The organism is Microbacterium sp. NPDC055442 (assembly GCF_053644215.1).
The window spans coordinates 471,167-487,661 of record NZ_JBSHLF010000002.1 but is presented as its reverse complement, the minus strand read 5'-3'; the positions used below and the strand labels follow the sequence as shown (position 1 = coordinate 487,661).

The 16,495-nt window shown below is 69.3% G+C and carries 12 protein-coding genes; 9 read left to right on the top strand and 3 right to left on the bottom strand.

Features of this window, described 5'->3' with window-relative positions; all coding sequences use genetic code 11:
• Nucleotides 1-18: 18 nt before the first annotated feature.
• A complete protein-coding gene (locus ACWIBS_RS06765; RefSeq protein ID WP_376127501.1) occupies nucleotides 19-2,070 on the bottom strand; it encodes a M3 family metallopeptidase in 2,052 nt (683 codons plus the stop codon).
• A gap of 91 nt (nucleotides 2,071-2,161) precedes the next feature.
• Here ACWIBS_RS06765 and ACWIBS_RS06760 point away from each other — a divergent pair, with 91 nt between their 5' ends.
• Nucleotides 2,162-2,767 carry an ArsR/SmtB family transcription factor gene (locus ACWIBS_RS06760; RefSeq protein WP_376127499.1) on the top strand — a complete coding sequence of 202 codons (606 nt, stop codon included), beginning with the start codon at nucleotides 2,162-2,164 and terminating at the stop codon, nucleotides 2,765-2,767.
• Nucleotides 2,764-3,006, top strand: coding sequence for a hypothetical protein (locus ACWIBS_RS06755; protein WP_376127497.1), 243 nt, complete (start codon nucleotides 2,764-2,766; stop codon nucleotides 3,004-3,006). The genes ACWIBS_RS06760 and ACWIBS_RS06755 overlap by 4 nt, the downstream gene beginning before the upstream one ends.
• Before the next feature lie 36 nt (nucleotides 3,007-3,042).
• On the opposite strand, the gene ACWIBS_RS06750 is transcribed toward ACWIBS_RS06755, so the two are convergent.
• Nucleotides 3,043-3,291, bottom strand: a complete 249-nt coding sequence (locus ACWIBS_RS06750) for a hypothetical protein (RefSeq protein WP_376127495.1) — start codon at nucleotides 3,289-3,291, stop codon at nucleotides 3,043-3,045.
• The gene (gene valS / locus ACWIBS_RS06745) at nucleotides 3,291-5,867 is read right to left on the bottom strand and encodes a valine--tRNA ligase (protein ID WP_376127493.1); all 2,577 of its coding nucleotides are present in this window, start codon (nucleotides 5,865-5,867) and stop codon (nucleotides 3,291-3,293) included. Before valS ends, ACWIBS_RS06750 begins: the two co-directional genes overlap by 1 nt.
• A gap of 163 nt (nucleotides 5,868-6,030) precedes the next feature.
• On the opposite strand from valS, the gene ACWIBS_RS06740 reads away from it, so the two are divergent.
• From ACWIBS_RS06740 to ACWIBS_RS06710, 7 genes are all read left to right on the top strand, one after another.
• A complete protein-coding gene (locus ACWIBS_RS06740; RefSeq protein ID WP_376127491.1) occupies nucleotides 6,031-7,656 on the top strand; it encodes an ABC transporter substrate-binding protein in 1,626 nt (541 codons plus the stop codon).
• Nucleotides 7,653-8,621 carry an ABC transporter permease gene (locus ACWIBS_RS06735; protein ID WP_376127489.1) on the top strand — a complete coding sequence of 323 codons (969 nt, stop codon included), beginning with the start codon at nucleotides 7,653-7,655 and terminating at the stop codon, nucleotides 8,619-8,621. The genes ACWIBS_RS06740 and ACWIBS_RS06735 overlap by 4 nt, the downstream gene beginning before the upstream one ends.
• A complete protein-coding gene (locus ACWIBS_RS06730) occupies nucleotides 8,618-9,430 on the top strand; it encodes an ABC transporter permease (RefSeq protein ID WP_376127487.1) in 813 nt (270 codons plus the stop codon). The genes ACWIBS_RS06735 and ACWIBS_RS06730 overlap by 4 nt, the downstream gene beginning before the upstream one ends.
• A complete protein-coding gene (locus ACWIBS_RS06725; protein ID WP_376127485.1) occupies nucleotides 9,427-10,974 on the top strand; it encodes a dipeptide ABC transporter ATP-binding protein in 1,548 nt (515 codons plus the stop codon). The genes ACWIBS_RS06730 and ACWIBS_RS06725 overlap by 4 nt, the downstream gene beginning before the upstream one ends.
• Before the next feature lie 188 nt (nucleotides 10,975-11,162).
• The gene (ileS, locus tag ACWIBS_RS06720) at nucleotides 11,163-14,735 is read left to right on the top strand and encodes an isoleucine--tRNA ligase (RefSeq protein ID WP_376127483.1); all 3,573 of its coding nucleotides are present in this window, start codon (nucleotides 11,163-11,165) and stop codon (nucleotides 14,733-14,735) included.
• A complete protein-coding gene (locus ACWIBS_RS06715; protein WP_376127481.1) occupies nucleotides 14,732-16,084 on the top strand; it encodes a bifunctional folylpolyglutamate synthase/dihydrofolate synthase in 1,353 nt (450 codons plus the stop codon). Before ileS ends, ACWIBS_RS06715 begins: the two co-directional genes overlap by 4 nt.
• A complete protein-coding gene (locus ACWIBS_RS06710) occupies nucleotides 16,081-16,482 on the top strand; it encodes a DUF4233 domain-containing protein (protein ID WP_376127479.1) in 402 nt (133 codons plus the stop codon). Before ACWIBS_RS06715 ends, ACWIBS_RS06710 begins: the two co-directional genes overlap by 4 nt.
• Nucleotides 16,483-16,495: the final 13 nt, after the last annotated feature.

Genomic DNA, 16,495 nt, shown 5'->3' with positions numbered 1-16,495 from the left:
CCCACGGGTGTCGCCACGTCAAGTGGTGAGACCGCGCCGTTCGAGCAACGGCTCGATCCGCGCGTCGCGGCCACGGAAGTCGCGGTACGCCTCGAGCGGGTCCTTCGAACCGCCGACGCCCAGCAGGCGCTCACGGAACCGGTCGCCGTTGGCGCGGGTGAGGCCGCCGTTCTCGCGGAACCATTCGACGGTGTCGGCGTCGAGCACTTCGCTCCAGATGTACGAGTAGTACCCGGCGCTGTATCCGCCCGCGAAGATGTGCGCGAAGTACGCGGAGGAGTACCGCGGGGGGATCTCCGGCAGGCCGAGTCCGATGTCGGCGAGAGCGGCCTGCTCGAAGGCGGAGATGTCACCGATCTCGGCGGCCTGCTCGGGCGTGAGCGAGTGCCAGGCCTGATCGATCCAGGCTGCCGCGAGGTATTCGCTCGTCGCGAAGCCCTGGTTGAACGTGCCCGAGGTCGTGAGCTTGTCGACCGCATCGGCGGGCAACGGCTCGTCGGTGTCGATGTGCCGCGCGTAGGACGCCAGGATCTGGGGCCAGTAGATCCACATCTCGTTGACCTGGCTGGGGAACTCGACGAAGTCGCGGAAGACGTTCGTTCCCGCGAAGTGCGGATAGGTCACCGTCGCGAACAGCCCGTGCAGTGCGTGACCGAACTCGTGGAAGAGGGTCGTCACCTCGTCGAGGGTGAGCAGCGTGGGCTCGCCGGGCGACGGCTGCGAGACATTGAGGTTGTTCACGACGATGGGCGCCGTGCCGCGCAAGCGGGACTGGAGCACGATCGAGTTCATCCACGCACCGCCGCGCTTGGTGTCGCGCGTATAGAGGTCGAGGACGTACAGCCCGAGCACCGAGCCGTCGGTGTCGTGCACCTCGAACACCCGCGCCTCGGGGTGGTAGGCCCGCACGTCGTGGCGCTCCACGAACGTGACGCCGTACAGCTCGGTGGCCGCGCGGAAGACGCCCTCGTGCAGCACGCGCTCCGCTTCGAACCACGGGCGCAGAGCCGCCGTGTCGAGGTCGTACCGTGCGGCTCGCACACGCTCGGTATAGAACGCCCAGTCGTGCGCTTCCAGAGCGAACGGCTCGGGCCCGTCGGCGATGATCGCCTGCAGGTCGGCGCGCTCCCGCCTCGCGTTGCGTGCGGCGGGCATCGCGAGGCTTCGCAGCAGGTCGTGCACGGCGGCGGGGGAGCCGGCGGTCTCGTCCGAGGTCACATACTCGGCGTGCGTCTCGAAGCCGAGCAGCCGGGCACGCTCGGCGCGCAGGGCGACGATCTCCCGGAGCACATCACTGTTGTCGTGCTCGTTGCCGCGGCATCCGCGTGCACGGGAGGCCTCCATGATCCGGCGCCGGGACTCGCGGTCGGTGAGCGAAGCGAGGTAGGGGTGACCCGTGAACAGGGGCAGCGTCACGACGTACGCACCCTCGAGCCCCCGATCGCGCGCGGTCCGCGCCGCGGCCGACAGCTCTCCTTCGCTCAGGCCCGCGAGCTCTTCTGCGTTGTCGAAGACGACGGCGAGGTCGTTGGTATCGGCGAGGAGATTCTTCTCGAAGATCGTCGTGAGCACCGACAGCCGCGTGTTGATCTCGGTGAGCCGAGCCTTCGCTTCGTTGTCGAGCCCCGCTCCGGCGCGCGACATCTCGCGGTAGCGCCGCTCGACGAGATAGCGCTGCTCGGGCGTGAGGTCGAGATCGTCCAGGTCGTCGTGCAGTGTGCTGATGCGCCAGAAGAGCTGGGCGTCGAGCTGGATCGCGTCCTGGTGGGCTGCCATGAGCGGAGCGAGCGTCTCTTCGATCTGCTGGATCTCGTCGGTGGCGTCGGCCGAGGAGACCGTGTAGAACGCGTGGGCGACGTCGGCGAGCAGTGCGCCACTGGATTCGAGCGCCACCAACGTGTTCTCGAAGGTCGGCATCGAGCGCACGCGTGTGATCGCGTCGATTTCGGCACGATGCGTCGCGAAGGCTTCCTCGAAGGCCGGGAGGTAGTGCTCGGGTCTGATCGCCCCGTAGTCGGGCAGGCCGAAGGGGAGCGAAGACGGCGAGAGCAGCGGATTGTCAGAGGCCATGCGCTCAACGATAGCCCGGACGCCGAGAATGCCCGCGAGTCTTTGCAAAGAGACACTTGCAAAGACCTCTTTGCATCATTACTCTCGAAACATGGTCGAGAAGATGAAGGATGCCGCACCGCACGAGCGCGTCGACCGCGTGCTCGACGTCGGTGCGTTGCGTGCCCTCGCTCACCCGCTGCGCGTGCGCATCTACGACATCCTCAGCCAGTTCGGCCCGCAGACGGCGAGCTCTTTGGCCGATCGACTGGGGGAGTCCAGCGGTGCCACGAGCTATCACCTACGCGCCCTCGCCAAGCACGACCTCATCCGTGAGATCGAAGGACACGGCACGGGTCGCGAGCGGTGGTGGGAGCGACCCCAGGGCTCGATCACGATGACGAACCCGAGCACCGTGAAGACGCCCGCCGGGCGTGCGGCGACCGAAGTCGTGGTGGGCGAGTTCTATCGTCAGCGCGAAGAGCAGCTGCGGGCGTACCTGCACGCGAGTCTTCGTGCCGACCCCGAGACGTGGAAGTCACTGCTCACGTCGACGACCGCGAACCTCACCGAAGCGCAGTTCACCGAACTCGCCGACAGCGTGCGGCAGCTCATCGATGAGACCGTCGAGAAGTACCGCGACCAGACCGGACCCGGCGTGCGGCTGTTCAGTATCCGCACCGACATCTTTCCCATCGACGAGGCAGATCCGTCATGACCACGATGCCCACACCCTGCTCCCACCTCGCTCCGACGCGCTTCGAGCGTCTCCTGCTCGGCCTCGCTGCGAGACTCGAAGGCGTCGCGAGCACGCGCGCGACACGACGCGCCGCTCGTGGAGCCGCGCTCCCCGCGCAGATTGCCGCTCGTCGAGCCGCGCTCGCGCTGCAGATCGCCGCGAGTGACCGGCGCACCGACGCACAAGCGGCCAGCGGCATCGGGATGCTGCCGCGATGACGCCGTCCGATCGCTCCTGACCGTCGGGCGTGATCGTCAGGCGAACTCGTCGTCGGGATCGGACCTGACGACGGGCTCACCCGCCGCGTCCAGCGTCACGAAGACACCCGTGTCGAGTTCGGCGATGGGGCGCCCCTCGACCCACGTGAGGGTCCAGCGGGGTCGCGGCTGGCCGAGGTCGTCGGCAGGGATCGCCTCGTCGACCGAGCGGATGCCGCGCACGAGCGCGTCGGGCACCGAACGAGGCGGTTCGTCACCCGAGGTCCAGCGTGTTCCGAGCTGCATCAGGCCTCCTCGGCAGGAACGAGCACGACGTCGCCCACGACGAGCTCATCGCCGTCCGCGTAGGCGATCTCGCCGATGCGCCCGACGGCCTTGAGGTCGCCTTCGGCCGATCGGATCGCATCGAGGGATGCCGCGGGAGCGGCGATCGTCAGCTGCTCGACCGCCGTCTTCTGCGAGGCCTTCGCCTCGGTCTTCGCGCGGCGAACGCCGATCAGTGCGGCACTCACGGCCGCGAGCACGGCCGGGTCGCCGTCGATCCCGAGCGGCTGCGGCCACTCCGCGTTGTGCACGGACCCTTCGTTGAACCACGACCACGATTCCTCGGCGGCGAACGCGAGGACCGGGGCGAACAGGCGCAGCAGCGTCGACAGCGCGATCCGCAAGGCGAGGGCGGCGGACGGCTGGCCCACGTCGGTCTGGTTGTAGGCGCGCTCCTTCACGAGCTCGAGGTAGTCGTCGCAGAACGTCCAGAAGAACGACTCGGTGAGTTCGAGCGCCCGCGCGTGGTCGTAGCCCTCGAACGCCTTCGTGGCCTCGCGGACGACGTCGTCCAGAGTCGCGAGCATCGACGCGTCGACCGCGTGCGTGATCTCAGCGCCCTCGGGCACGGGGAACGACAGCACGAACTTCGACGCGTTCAGCACCTTGATCGCCAGGCGACGCCCGATCTTGACCTGCGTCGGGTTCTGCGGATCGAAGGCGGCATCGGCGCCGAGCCGGCTCGACGCCGACCAGTAGCGCACCGCGTCGGTGCCATGCGAGTCGAGGATGTCGGCGGGCGTGACGACGTTGCCCTTCGACTTCGACATCTTCTTGCGGTCGGGGTCGACGATGAAGCCCGAGATCGCGGCATCCGTCCAGGGGGACCGACCGTCTTCCAGCGCACTGCGCAGCATCGTCGAGAACAGCCAGGTGCGGATGATGTCCTGGCCCTGCGGGCGCAGATCGAACGGGGCGACGAGGTTCCACAGCTCCTCGTCGCGCTGCCAGCCGCCCGCGAGCTGCGGTGTGAGCGACGAGGTCGCCCACGTGTCGAAGATGTCCTTCTCGGCGTCGAAGCCGCCCGCGACGCCGCGCTGGTCCTCGCTGTACCCCGGCGGCACGTCGATCGTCGGATCGACCGGCAGCGAGGCGAGATCGGGGGTCAGCACGCGGTCGTAGTCCCGTTCGCCGTTCTCATCGAGGGCGTACCAGACCGGGATCGGCACGCCGAAGAAGCGCTGACGCGAGACGAGCCAGTCGCCCGTGAGCCCGCCGACCCAGTTCTCGTAGCGGACGCGCATGAAATCGGGATGCCACGCCATGCCGGTACCGAGAGCGATGAGCTTCTCGCGCAGCGCCTCGTCGCGGGCACCGTTTCGGACGTACCACTGGCGCGTCGAGACGATCTCGAGCGGGCGGTCGCCCTTCTCGAAGAACTTCACGGCGTGCGTGAACGGCTTGGGTTCGCCGTCGAGGTCGCCGGAGGCCCGCAGCAGGTCGACGATCGCCTTCTTGGCGCTGAACACGGTCTTGCCCGCGATCTCGGCGTAGGCCGCCTTGGCGGCATCCGTCACGATGACATCGGGTGCGTCGGCGATGACGCGGCCGTCTTTGCCGAGGATCGTGCGGTTGGGCAGATCCAGTTCGCGCCACCAGATGATGTCGGTGACATCGCCGAAGGTGCAGATCATGGCGATGCCCGAGCCCTTGTCCTTCTGGGCGAGCGGGTGCGCGAGGACCGGCACTTCGACGTCGAACAGGGGCGTGCGCACGGTCGAGCCGAACAGCGGCTGGTACCGCTCGTCGTCGGGGTGCGCGACGAGCGCGACGCAGGCGGCGAGCAGCTCGGGACGGGTCGTCTCGATGTGCACGTCGCCCGAGCCGTCGGTCTTGTGGAACGCCACTCGGTGGTAGGCCGCGGGCTGGTCGCGGTCTTCGAGCTCGGCCTGTGCGATCGCGGAGCGGAAGTCGATGTCCCACAGCGTCGGGGCGAGAGCCTGGTACGCCTCGCCGCGCTCGATGTTGCGCAGGAAGGCGAGCTGGCTCGTGCGGATCGTGTCATCCGAGATCGTGCGGTAGGTCTGCGTCCAGTCGACGCTGAGGCCGAGCTGGCGGAACAGCGCCTCGAACTGCTTCTCATCTTCGAGCGTGAGGCTCTCGCACAGCTCGATGAAGTTGCGGCGGCTGATCGGCACCTGGTCGGCGGCCTTCGTGCTCTTGTTGGTGCCGCCCTGGAACGGAGGCGTGAACTCGTGGTCGTAAGGCAGCGACGGGTCGCAGCGCACGCCGTAATAGTTCTGCACGCGACGCTCGGTCGGCAGGCCGTTGTCGTCCCACCCCATCGGGTAGAACACCGTCTTGCCGCGCATGCGCTCGAAGCGCACCTTGACGTCGGTGTGGGTGTAGCTGAAGACGTGCCCGATGTGCAGCGATCCGGATGCCGTCGGGGGAGGGGTGTCGACCGAGTACACACCGTCGCGGCCCCGCTCAGCGGCACGGGCACGGTCGAACAGGTACGTGCCCCGCTCCTGCCACGCGGCATCCCATTTCGACTCGAGACCTTCGAGAGCGGGCTTGTCGGGGATCGTGGACATGTGAAGGTCTCCTCGCCGTATGTGCGGCACCGTGTGAGCGTGCCTGAGTATGGGATGCCCGATGATTCTATCGAGCGCACGCTCGCGGGCGGACACCGCATAGTGAACCGGGTCCAAGAAGTGCGTTAGCGTATTCACGTCCCGACACCAGCGAGGTTTCCGCATGCTCACCCACCGCTCATCCGCCTCCCGCCTGCTGCGTGCGGCCGCTCTCACCGCCGCGGCTGCACTCGTTCTCAGCGCATGCGCATCGGGCGACGAGGCAGACACGGAAGACGCCGGCGGTGAGGTCGTCTGGGCCATCGAGGGCGCGAACCTGTCCGCAGGACACATGGACCCGCAGACCAGCCAGCTCGACGTCTCGGCGATGGTGCAGCGCGTCGTGCTCGACTCGCTCGTCTTCCAGAACGCGGACGGCTCCTTCTCACCGTGGCTCGCCGCGGACTGGGAGATCTCTGACGACGGTCTGCAGTACACCTTCGACCTGCGCGACGATGTCGTCTTCCACGATGGCGAGCCCTTCGACGCGGCGGCGGTCAAGGGCAACTTCGATCGCATCGTCGACCCCGACACCGCGTCCGCGCAAGCCGCGGCCATGCTCGGCGCGGATTTCTACGCCGGCACCGAGATCGTCGACGACCACACCGTGCGAGTTTCGTTCACACAGCCGTATGCACCCTTCCTCCAAGCCGCCAGCACGGCACAGCTCGGGTTCTACTCGCCGGCCGCGCTCGCTGCCGACGCGGAGCGGCTCGCGGCCGGCGGGCCCGACGTCACGATCGGGACGGGCCCCTTCGTGCTCACCGACTACACGCCCGATCAGGAGATCGTCTACACGCGCAACGCCGACTACACGTGGGGCCCCCACGGGCAGGGCGCACCGCAGATCGAGACGCTGCGGGTGAGCATCATGCCCGAGCCGGCCGTGCGCGCGGGTGTCATCGGCAGCGGCGAGGTCGACCTCGCGAGCCAGCTGCCGCCGAGCGTCATCGCCGATCTCCCCGACGAGCTCACGATCGACTCCGTCGAGCTGCCGGGCCTGCCGTATTCGCTCTACCTCAACGAGCAGTACGGCGTGTTCGCCGACGAGCGCGTCCGCCAGGCGTTCGCGCTGGGCATCGACATCGAGCCCGCGGTCGAACAGGTCTTCTTCGGGCAGTATCCGCGCGCGTGGAGCATCCTCGCCTCGACGACCCCGGGATACGAGCCTGCCGTCGAGGGGACGTGGGCGTTCGATCCCGATGCGGCCGCCGAGCTGCTCGACGCGGCCGGCTGGACCGGACGCGACGCCGACGGCTACCGGACGAAGGACGACGCGCGGCTTTCGGCCCGCTGGATCGCCTGGACACCCGTGCCCGACGACCGCGCGGCGCTGGCGAACGCGATCCAGTCCGACCTGCGTGAGATCGGGTTCGAGCTCGTCCGCGACGTGCTGGAGCCGGGCGCGTACAACGAGCAGTACGGCCCGAAGACCTTCGACCTCACCGACTGGGGTTTCTCGGGAGTCGACCCCGATCTGCTGCGCAGCCATCTGCACACCGACGGCTTCCAGAACGCGTCGCAGGTGTCCGATCCCGCCATCGATGCGCTCCTGGACCGCGGCGTCGCGACGAGTGACGTCGACGAGCGCGCCGAGATCTACCGCGAGCTGCAGCGCTGGAACGCCGAGTACACCGCGATCGTGCCGCTGTACGTGCCGTCGTCCATCACGGCCGTCTCGCCGGCGATCAGCGGAATCGCATACGACCTCTACGGCCGGCCCCTGTTCTACGACGTCACGCTGGAATGAGACCGGCGGGGCGCGTCCTCGCGCGGATCGGCGGTCTGCTCGCGGGGCTGATCGTCGTCCTGTGGGGAGCTGCGACCCTGGCGTTCGTCGCGATGCGGCTCATCCCCGGGGATCCGGTCGACGTCATGCTGGGTCCGCAGGCCCAGGTCTCGGATGCCGTCAAGGACGGCATCCGTCGAGAGCTGGGTCTGGACCAGACCCTCGCACAGCAGTACGCCCAGTACATGGGCCGGCTGCTGCGCGGAGACCTCGGGGAGTCCTATCAACTGCGGATGCCGGTGGCCGATGTCATCGGCAGGCAGCTGCTGCCCACCCTGCAGCTCACCGGTCTCGCGCTCCTGATCGCACTCGTCCTCGCGCTCGTGGTCGCCATCACGGTGCGTCGCCGCGCCGCGCGCATCGTCGTGGCCGGTGTCGAACTGGTCATCCTGTCCTCTCCCGTGTTCTGGATCGGACTCGTCCTGCTCACGGTGTTCGCCTTCACGCTGGGCTGGTTCCCCGTCACGGGGTCGAGGAACGCGGCATCCCTCGTCCTGCCCGCCGTCACGCTGGCGCTGCCCACGGCCGCCCTGCTCGGACAGGTGCTGCGCGACGGCATCGAGGCCGCCGAGCGGCAGCCGTTCGCCGTCACGGTGCGTGCACGCGGTGCGAGCCCGAGCAGACTCCTGCTGCGGCACACGCTGCGGCACGGTGCCACAGGGGCCCTCACGCTCGCCGCCTATCTCGTCGGCACGCTGCTCGGCGGTGCGGTTCTGGTCGAGACGGTGTTCGGCCGGCCGGGGCTGGGCCGGGTCACCCTCGTGGCGATCACCGATCGCGACCTGCCCGTCATCGGCGGCATCATCCTGCTCAGCGCGCTCGTGTTCGTCGTGATCAACATCGTCGTCGAGCTGACGGCGGCGGTCATCGACCCTCGGCTGCGCCGACCGGCCATCGCCGATCACGCGAGGGGCGGTATGCCGTGAACCGTCGTCAGGTCGTGGCACTCACCGCCGCGGGCGCTGTGCTCGCCGTCTTCATCGCGATGGCGATCGCGCCGTCGCTGTTCACGCCGTTCGACCCGCTGCAGACCGATGTGCGCGCCGCCCTCCTGCCGCCGAGCCCGGACCACGTCTTCGGCACCGACCAGAGCGGACGGGACATCTTCGCGAGAGTCGTCTACGGCGCGCGCTCGTCTCTCTCGATCGGCGCGATCGCGGTGGGCGTCGCGCTCATCGTCGGCCTCGTCGTCGGCACGGCGATCGGTGCGGCACCGCGCGTCGTCGATGCCGTCGCCGTACGCGCGCTCGACGTCGTCCTCGCCTTTCCCGAGTTCCTGATCGCGCTCGTCGTCGTCGCGGTCCTCGGGCCCGGTCCCGTCAACGTCGCCATCGGCGTCACGATCGCCGTCATCCCCGTCTACGTCCGGCTGGCCCGCGTACAGACGCGTACGCTCCTCGCGGCCGATCACGTCGAAGCCGCCGCGCTGCTCGGTGTGCGGCGCCCGGTCGCCATCTTCCGTCACGTGGTGCCCGGCGTGCTCGGCGCGCTCAGCGTGATCGCGACGATCGGGTTCGGCACGAGCATCCTCGCGGCGGCGGGGCTGAGCTTCCTCGGCCTCGGGCCGCTCGAGCCCACGCCGGAGTGGGGGCTCATGCTCTCGGGAGGGCGCAACGTGCTCGCTCAGGCCTGGTGGATCGCCGTCTTCCCGGGGCTCGCGATCACCCTCACGGTGATCTCGGCGACGATCGTCGGACGCACGCTGCGCGCCGCGGCGGAAGGACGCACCGCATGAGCGCCCTCGACCTGCGGAATCTGCGGATCTCGTTCGGCCCGCGCACGGTGGTCGACGGCGTCGACCTGACCGTGGAGCCCGGGGAGTGCGTCGCGGTGGTCGGCGAGTCCGGCGCCGGCAAGTCGCTCACGGCGCTCGCCCTGCTCGGGTTGACACCCCCCGGTGCCCGTGTGGGCGCCGACCGTCTCGAGATCGACGGCGTCGACCTGCGCCGGGCGGGTGAGCGCGCGTGGCGCGAGGTGCGCGGCGACCGCATCGCGCTCGTCTCGCAGGACGCGCTCGTCTCGCTCGACCCGCTCGCCCGCATCGGCGCGGAGGTCGCAGAGCCGCTCGAGATCCACACGCGCCTCGACCGTCGCCAGCGCGCGCAGCGCGTGCACGAGCTGCTGCTGCGGGTCGGGATGCCGCATCCCGATCGCCGTGTGCGCCAGCGCCCGCATGAGCTCTCCGGCGGTCTGCGTCAGCGTGCACTCATCGCCTCTGCGCTCGCCGCTGCGCCCCGCGTGCTCGTGGCGGATGAACCGACGACGGCACTCGACGCGACCGTGCAGGCACGCGTGCTGGGCCTGCTGCGTTCGCTGGTCGACGAGGGCGTCGGGCTGCTCCTGATCAGTCACGATCTCACGGCCGTCGCGCGCGTCGCGGATCGGATCATCGTCATGCGAAACGGGCGGGTCGTCGAGACGGGTCCGGCAGCACAGGTGCTGCGCGACCCCCAGCATCCCTACACCCGCGAACTCGTCGACGGCACGACCATCCCGCCGGCCGAATCTCCCGCGGGGGGCGCTGTCGTGCTCGCGGCCGACGGACTGCACAAGACCTTTCGCGGCTCGACCGCCGTCGACGATGTGACCTTCACGGTGCGTGCCGGGCGCTCCCTCGGCATCGTCGGCGAGTCGGGCGCCGGCAAGTCCACCGTCGCGCGGCTCCTGCTCGGCGTCGAGACGCCCGACCGCGGCACGGTGTGCTTCGACGACGCGCCATGGAACCCGGCCCGTGAGCAGGACCGCAGGCCTCGTCGCCCCCGCATCCAGCTCGTGCATCAGGACACGCGCGCCGCCTTCGATCCGCGCTGGACGATCGGCAGATCACTGCGCGAAGCGCTCGCGGCGGGCGGTGTTCCCGCGGGACGACACGCTGCACGGACGGCCGATCTGCTGCAGCTGGTCGAACTCGATCCCGAGCTGGCAGGGCGCCGTCCGGGGCAGCTCTCGGGCGGTCAGCGGCAGCGGGCGGCGATCGCCCGAGCCCTCGCGACCCAGCCCGATGTGCTCGTGCTCGACGAACCCGTCTCGGCGCTGGATGTCTCGGTGCAGCGGCGCGTCCTCGAGCTGCTGGCGCGGTTGCGGCGCGAGCTGAGGCTGACGACGGTGCTCATCTCGCACGACCTCGCCGTCGTGCGAGGGCTGGCCGACGATGTCCTCGTCATGAAGGACGGCCGCGTCGTGGAGCGGGGGGTGACGACCGACGTCTTCGACCGGCCGCAGCATCCCTTCACGATCGAGCTCGTCGCGGCGTCGGCGCGGTCGGATAGAATCACCTGAGCAGCATCGATCCGGCCATCACCGGGGAGCTCTCGGAAGAACGGCGCGAGCCCGGTAGAACCGAGCGGGTCAGGCCCGTGACAGCCGCAGTGAGAGTGGCCGGCAACGGCAACGCGGGGTGGTACCGCGGTCCTTTCCGAAGGGTCGTCCTCGCAGGAACCGGCGACCACGACACCTGCGAGAGACCCATGACCTACCCCCGCCCTTCGGCAAGCTCCGACCCTTCGACGAGCTCAGGGACCGCGACGAGCTCAGGGACCGCGACAAGCCCAGGGACCCGCGGGAGTGCCTTCGGACCCGCAGCGGTCGTGCCCAGCCCGCGCTTTCCCGAGATCGAGCGCGACGTGCTCGCCTTCTGGAAGGACGACGACACCTTCCGCGCGTCGATCGAGAACCGTGAGGGCGCCGACGAGTGGGTCTTCTACGACGGGCCGCCGTTCGCCAACGGCCTGCCGCACTACGGCCACCTGCTGACCGGCTATGCCAAGGACCTCTTCCCGCGCTTCCAGACGATGCGGGGCAAGAAGGTCGATCGCGTCTTCGGCTGGGACACGCACGGCCTGCCGGCCGAGCTCGAGGCGATGAAGCAGCTCGGCATCACCGAGAAGGCCGAGATCGAGGCCATGGGCATCGACGTCTTCAACGACAAGGCGCGGTCATCGGTGCTCGCCTACACGCGCGACTGGGAGGACTACGTCACCCGTCAGGCCCGCTGGGTCGATTTCGAGCGCGGATACAAGACGCTCAACCCCTCGTACATGGAGTCCGTGCTCTGGGCCTTCAAGACGCTGCACGACAAGGGACTCGCCTATGAGGGGCACCGCGTGCTGCCGTACTGCTGGCGCGACGAGACCCCGCTGTCGGCGCACGAGCTGCGCATGGACGACGACGTCTACCAGATGCGCCAGGACCCGTCGGTCACCGTGACCTTCCCGCTCGTCGGCGCGAAGGCCGAAGCCCTGGGCCTCACGGGCGTGCGGGCGCTCGCGTGGACGACGACCCCCTGGACCCTGCCGACGAACCTCGCGCTCGTGGTCGGCCCCGACATCCGCTACGTCGTCGTGCCCGGCGGTCCCGCGGGCGCCGCCGACGTGCAGCCCGGTGACGAGCCGCTCGAGGCGACGGCGCACCGCTATCTGCTGGCCGAGCCGCTGCTCGCCGGTTACGCGAAGGACCTCGGCTACGATTCCGCTGAGGCGGCGCAGGACGCCGTCGTGCAGAGCGTCCTGGGCGCCGAGCTCGAGGACGTCGCCTACGACCGTCTCTTCGACTACTACGCGGATGCCGCCACCTGGGGCACCGAGCGCGCCTGGCGGATCCTCGTCGACGACTACGTCACGACCTCGGACGGCACGGGCATCGTGCACCAGGCACCGGCCTTCGGTGAGGATGACCAGCGGGTGACCGAGGCCGCCGGCATCCCGCTCATCATGAGTCTCGACGACGGCGGGCGCTTCCTTCCGCATGCGACGGATGTCGCCGGCGAGCTCTGGATGGACGCGAACACGCCGCTCGTGCGCCTGCTGCGTCAGAACGGGCGGCTGCTGCGCCTCGCGAGCTACGAGCACTCGTATCCGCACTGCTGGCGCTGCCGCAACCCTCTCATCTACCGTGCCGTGTCGAGCTGGTTCGTGCGCGTGACCGACATCAAGGACCGCATGCTCGCGAACAACGAGCAGATCACGTGGGTGCCCGAGAACGTCAAGCACGGTCAGTTCGGCAAGTGGCTCGAGGGTGCGCGCGACTGGTCGATCAGCCGCAACCGGTACTGGGGCTCACCCATTCCGGTGTGGAAGAGCGACGACGCGGCGTACCCGCGCGTCGACGTGTACGGCAGCCTCGACGACATGGAGCGCGACTTCGGACGTCTCCCTCGTGACCCCGAGGGCAACGTGGATCTGCACCGGCCGTACATCGACGACCTGACCCGCCCGAACCCCGACGACCCGACAGGGCGGTCGACGATGCGCCGCATCGAAGACGTCTTCGACGTGTGGTTCGACTCCGGATCGATGCCCTACGCGCAGGTGCACTACCCGTTCGACAACCGCGAGTGGTTCGACTCGCACGCCCCGGCGGACTTCATCGTCGAGTACATCGGCCAGACGCGTGGCTGGTTCTACGTCATGCACGTCCTGTCGACGGCGCTGTTCGATCGCCCCGCGTTCACGGGGGTGTCGTGCCACGGCATCGTGCTGGGCAGCGACGGGTACAAGATGTCGAAGTCGCTCAAGAACTACCCTGACGTGTCCGAGGTCTTCGACCGCGACGGCTCCGACGCGATGCGCTGGTTCCTCATGTCCAGCTCGGTGCTGCGCGGCGGAAACCTCGTCGTCACCGAGGAGGGCATCCGCGCCGCCGTGCGGGAGTTCATGCTGCCGCTGTGGAGCACGTGGTACTTCTTCGCGACCTACGCCAACGCGGCGGCGCCGGGCGGTTACGAAGCCACCTGGCGCACCGACTCGACGAACGTGCTCGACCGGTACATCCTGGCTCTCACGGGCGATCTCGTGCGCGGAGTCGCGGCTGATCTCGAGGGTCTCGATTCGACGTCGGCGGCGGCGAAGCTGCGCGACTTCGCCGAGGCGCTGACGAACTGGTACATCCGCCGCTCGCGCGACCGTTTCTGGGTGGGGGTCGACCCTTCGACAAGCTCAGGGACCGCGGGCGCAAGCTCAGGGACCGCGGGTACAAGCTCAGGGACCGCGGGTGCAAGCTCAGGGACCGCGGGTGCAAGCTCAGGGACCGCGGGCGCAAGCTCAGGGACCGAGGCGTTCGACACGCTCTACACGGTGCTCGAGACGCTCACCCGCGTCGCGGCTCCGCTCATCCCGCTCGTGGCCGAGCAGGTGTGGCAGGGGCTGACCGGCGGACGCAGCGTCCACCTGCAGGACTGGCCCGATGCGGGCCTGTTCCCGCAGGCCGCCGACATCCGCAGCGCGATGGATGCGGTGCGCGAAGTCTCCAGCGTCGCGAACGCCCTCCGTAAGCGCGAGGGCAAGCGCGTTCGGCTGCCCCTGCCGATGCTGACGGTCGTCGCGACCGACGCGGGCGCGTTGGGACAGTTCGACGACATCCTCCGCGACGAGCTGAACGTCAAGGCGGTCGAGCTCGTCGACCAGCGCGACGACACGGCAGCCGGGTACGGCATCACCCATCGTCTGTCGGTCAACGCCCGGGCCGCCGGGCCGCGCCTGGGCAGAGACGTTCAGCGCGCGATCCAGGCGGCCAAGGCCGGCGACTGGTCCGAGGAGGACGGCACCGTGACCGCCGGGGGCTTGGCCCTGCAGCCGGGTGAGTACGACCTCGTGCTCGAGACGGCAGGACGCCCCGAGGGTGAGGCGCTTGCGCTTCTTCCGAGCGGCGGATTCGTGCTGCTCGACACGACGACGACGCCCGAGCTCGAGGCCGAGGGTCTCGCGCGCGACGTCATCCGCGCCGTGCAGGACACACGCAAGGCCGCCGGATTCGATGTCAGCGATCGCATCCGTCTACAGATGCTCTTCCAGGACGCCGCAGACGCAGACGCCGTCGCGGGAGCGTTCGACGTCGCCGACATCGCGGGGGAGACGCTCGCCCTCGACCACGCGCTACTGCTCGAGGGCGAGGACGCGCACGTGCCGGCCGATGCCGCGATCGAGGTATGGCAGGCGGGCGCGTTCGGCGCCGCGCCGGAGCATGTCGCATACGTGCGCACCGGTCAGTACGCGAACGCAGGCGGCTTCTGGGTCGCCGTGACGAGGATCGAGGCAGCCGAGTGAACGACCGTAACCGCGCCGACGCCGTCTACGAGTCGCTGCTGCAGCGACAGGGGGAGCAGTGGGTGCAGCCGCGGGTCGAGCGCACGGCTCGCGTCCTCGAGCTGCTCGACGATCCGCAGAAGACCTACCGCGTCGTGCACATCAGCGGCACGAACGGAAAGACCTCGACGGCGCGCGTCATCGAGAGCCTGCTGCGCGCGCACGGCCTGCGCACCGGCCTGTTCACGAGTCCGCACCTCGAGCGGTTCACCGAGCGGATCACGATCGACGGCGAGCCGATCTCGGATGCCGCGATCGCCGACGCGTGGGACGAGATCGAGCCGTTCGTGGATATCGTCGACGCCGAACTCGCCGCCGCCGGCGACGCGGCGCTGACCTTCTTCGAACTGCTCACCGTGCTCGCCTTCGTCGCCTTCTCGGACGCGCCGATCGACGTGCTCGTGCTCGAAGTGGGCATGGGCGGCGCGTGGGACTCGACCAACACGGCCGACGGCGACGTCGCCGTGTTCACCCCGATCGCCATCGATCACGCCGATCGTCTGGGCGAGACCATCACCGAGATCGCGACCGTCAAGGCCGGGATCATCAAGGACAGCGCGGCGGTCGTCTCGGCACGCCAGCAGCCCGCCGTCGAAGCCGTGCTCAAGGCCGTGGCCGAGGCACGGGGCGCCACGATCTCGTTCGAGGGAGACGACTTCGCGCTCGTTTCGCAGCGTCTCGCGGTGGGCGGGCAGCTCATCTCGGTACGCGGCCTCGCGGGCGTCTACGAAGACGAGTACCTGCCGCTGTACGGCTCGCACCAGGGCTTCAACGCATCTCTCGCGATCGCCGCTGTCGAGTCGCTCCTGGGCGGTGCCACCCGTGCGATCTCGAGCGACGTGCTCGCCGAGGCCTTCGGCCAGACGACCTCACCCGGACGCCTGCACCTCGCCGGCACGCATCCGACGGTCCTGGTCGACGCGGCGCACAATCCGCACGGTGCACAGGCCCTCGCGACGGCTCTGCGCGAATCGTTCGACTTCGACGACTGGGGCGTCGTGCTGGGCGTGCTCGACGACAAGGACGCGGGCGGAATCGTCACCGCGCTCTCGGATGTCGCGACCCATGTCTTCGCGACCGCGCCGGCCTCGGAACGTGCGTCCGAACCCGACGCGATCGCCGACGTCGCCGAGGCGGCGGGCCTGTCTGTGACGGTCCATGACGACCTCAGCGCGGCAGTGGAGGCGGCACGAGAGTGGGCCGCAGCATCCGATCGTCGTGCCGTCGTCGTGACGGGCTCGGTCGTGCTGGCCGGCGAAGCGCTCACGCTCGCCGAGATCGAGGACTGGAAGTCGGGTTGGACATCATGACGGGAACGCAGACACCCCAGCCGCGCCGCCGCCGCGGCGCCGCGGAATCTCTCGCGTCGATCGTGCTCGCCTTCGAGTCGGTCATCGCCTTCCTGGGAGGGCTCGTCATCTTCGGGCTGGACACGCTGCCCGACGGCATCGAACGGTGGTGGGGCGTCGTGGCGGGAACGACCCTGGCCGTTCTCATGATCCTGACGGGTCGTCTCGTGCGCTACCGGTGGGGGATCGCGATCGGCTGGCTGCTGCAGCTCGTCGTCGCCCTCGGGGCGCTCCTCGAGCCCGTGCTCATCATCGTCGCGCTCATTTTCGGCGGCATGTACGGCTATGCCACCATCAAGGGAGCGGCTCTCGACCGGCGCAACGCCGCGATCGAGGCGCAGCAGCCCGACCAGGCCTGACAAACGGAATGGA